This window comes from Pseudomonadota bacterium, from assembly GCA_010028905.1.
GTDB lineage: Bacteria > Vulcanimicrobiota > Xenobia > RGZZ01 > RGZZ01 > RGZZ01.
The window spans coordinates 1-2,149 of sequence record RGZZ01000674.1 but is presented as its reverse complement, the minus strand read 5'-3'; the positions used below and the strand labels follow the sequence as shown (position 1 = coordinate 2,149).

At 66.5% G+C, this 2,149-nt stretch carries 3 protein-coding genes; 2 read left to right on the top strand and 1 reads right to left on the bottom strand.

What is annotated here, in order from left to right:
• Positions 1-78 precede the first annotated feature (78 nt).
• Positions 79-906, bottom strand: coding sequence for an NAD-dependent deacetylase (locus EB084_24210; GenBank protein ID NDD31367.1), 828 nt, complete (start codon positions 904-906; stop codon positions 79-81).
• A gap of 202 nt (positions 907-1,108) precedes the next feature.
• Between EB084_24210 and EB084_24205 the strand changes: the two genes are divergently transcribed.
• The gene (locus EB084_24205; protein NDD31366.1) at positions 1,109-1,357 is read left to right on the top strand and encodes a hypothetical protein; all 249 of its coding nucleotides are present in this window, start codon (positions 1,109-1,111) and stop codon (positions 1,355-1,357) included.
• Between the two features lie 77 nt (positions 1,358-1,434).
• Positions 1,435-2,149, top strand: a 715-nt coding sequence (locus EB084_24200) for a hypothetical protein (GenBank protein NDD31365.1), incomplete at its 3' end; no start/stop codon positions are given.

Here is a 2,149-nt window from a genome sequence, read left to right as displayed (position 1 = left end):
CCTCAGCAAATGGGCTTATACCTGCCACTAGAAGCCCAAATGGGCTTATACCCGAACAAACGAGACGCGCCCCGCGCGCTACCCCACGATGCGCGGCAGCACCTCGGCAAGGTCGGCATCGATGCGCCACGTGGCCACGTGATCGTGCCCGGTCTCCCCGCGGCTGACAACCCCGTAGGGCGTGCCGCGCTGCTGGGCGATGAGCGCGATCGACGCCGCGGGCTCGACGGTGAGGCTGCTCCCCAGCGAGAGGAAGAGATCAGCTTCGGCCGCCACACGAGAGGCGCGACGCAGCCGATCGGCATCGAGCGACTGCCCGAACGAGATGGTGGCCAGCTTCATCGGAGCCCCGCACGCGCAGCGCGGAACCGTGCCCGTGGCCTCGAACGCCTCGAACAGCGGTACCGGGTCGACACGAACGTCGCACGCGATGCACTCGGCCTCGGCGTTGGTCCCATGAATCTCGATGACGCGCTCGGGTGAGCTCCCCGCGGCAAGGTGCAGCCCATCGATGTTCTGCGTGATGAGCGCGTGAAGCTGCCCGCGCTGCTCGAGCCTCGTCAGCGCGAGGTGGGCGGCATTGGGCTTCGCGCCACCGAAGGCGCGCCAGAACTCGAGCTTGTAGCGCCAGTACTCGGCGCGCTTGTCTTCGAATCGCTTGAAGTCTTGATAGTAGACTGGCTGATGGCGGGTCCAGAAGCCTTCGTTTCCGCGAAAATCGGGAATGCCCGAGGCGGTGGAGATGCCCGCCCCCGTCATCACCACGATGCGCTGCGCCCCCGCGACGCAAGCTGCCATCTCGTCAATCGCATCTGTCGACATGAGCGCCGCCTCCTCGAGAATAACGCGCCGATCAGAGGCCAGAGACCGAGCTCGCGCGCCCATCGTCTTCACGGTTCGGCACATCGGGTTCGTCACCCACACGCCGATGTCACACCGCCTGGGTCACTCTACGAGAAAGCCCTCTACACCCCTGCTCGGTCAAGACCGCGCTCACAGGAGACCGGGCGACTTCGTCCCGCGCACAACGCATGCTGACCAACGGGACCTGCGCCGTCGCGCGTCCAATTCGTTCGCACCCCACGCAGAGATGAACGCCAACCTTTGAATGACGCGCCGAGCTCCAAAAGAACCCACATCGGCTGGCGCAGACACCTACAGCGGCGGCTATGCCGCCTCGCGCAGCCTTCTCTCCGACGGCAAGTCCGTCGGCGCATACACCGTGGTGTGCAGCGGTGCAAACCACACCCATCGCGGCAACGTTCCGCCCAACTTCCCGCAGTACACGTCGACCCATGGCCTCATCGAAGACCCGACGCAGGCCACGGCCAGGCGCTCTCCATCGTCTGCTCCGTGAACTGACGCCCACGTCTGGCTGCACACGGGCCAGCACAGACCGAAAGGGACCGCTCGAGCGAGAGGGAAGTCCCGTCCATGACATTCGAGCCTGCACGCGAGCGGAAGTCGGCGGCGACCTGCACCGAAGGGCAGGAGGCGCCCGCCCACGCCTACCGCGCATTCGGCCTGAGCGTGGCATCCATCGTGCCACTCACCTCGCTGTCTCCGGCCCTCCCCTCTCCCCCGGACGTGACAATCCGATGGGGAAATCCTCCCACCACGATAACCGAGGCCACCCTGCGCAGCCCGGCCGTCGAGGGACGGGTCGGAGAGCTGCTCATACAGCCTGTGGGTGGCCCACGCCTCTGGATCCGAGAGGGGCGCGAAATCATCATCGACCAGGCCACGGTACACGACGCAGCCCGTCTGGAGAGCTGGATCACCACATCAGCCCTGGGAGCCGTGCTGCACCAGCGCGACCTCTTCCCTCTTCACGCCAGCGCCATCGTGGCGGGTGACGAGCTGGTTCTGTTCACCGGCGATCGCCGCGCCGGCAAGTCGACATTGATGAGCGCCCTGGTGAAGCGAGGGTACCCGTGCGCCGCCGACGACGTGGTTGCCATCGAGCGCGCACAGCACGATGGGAGTCCCCCGTTGGCGTATCCCGGCCTCACGCGGGCCCGCCTCTGGCGAGACAGCGCCGGCCTGCTCGACATCGACCTCGAAGGCTGCGCTCCGATCGAGCCCGGCGCCGAGAAGCACTTTGTGACGCACCCCTCGGCCAGCGAGAAGAAGCGTCCCATTCGCGCGA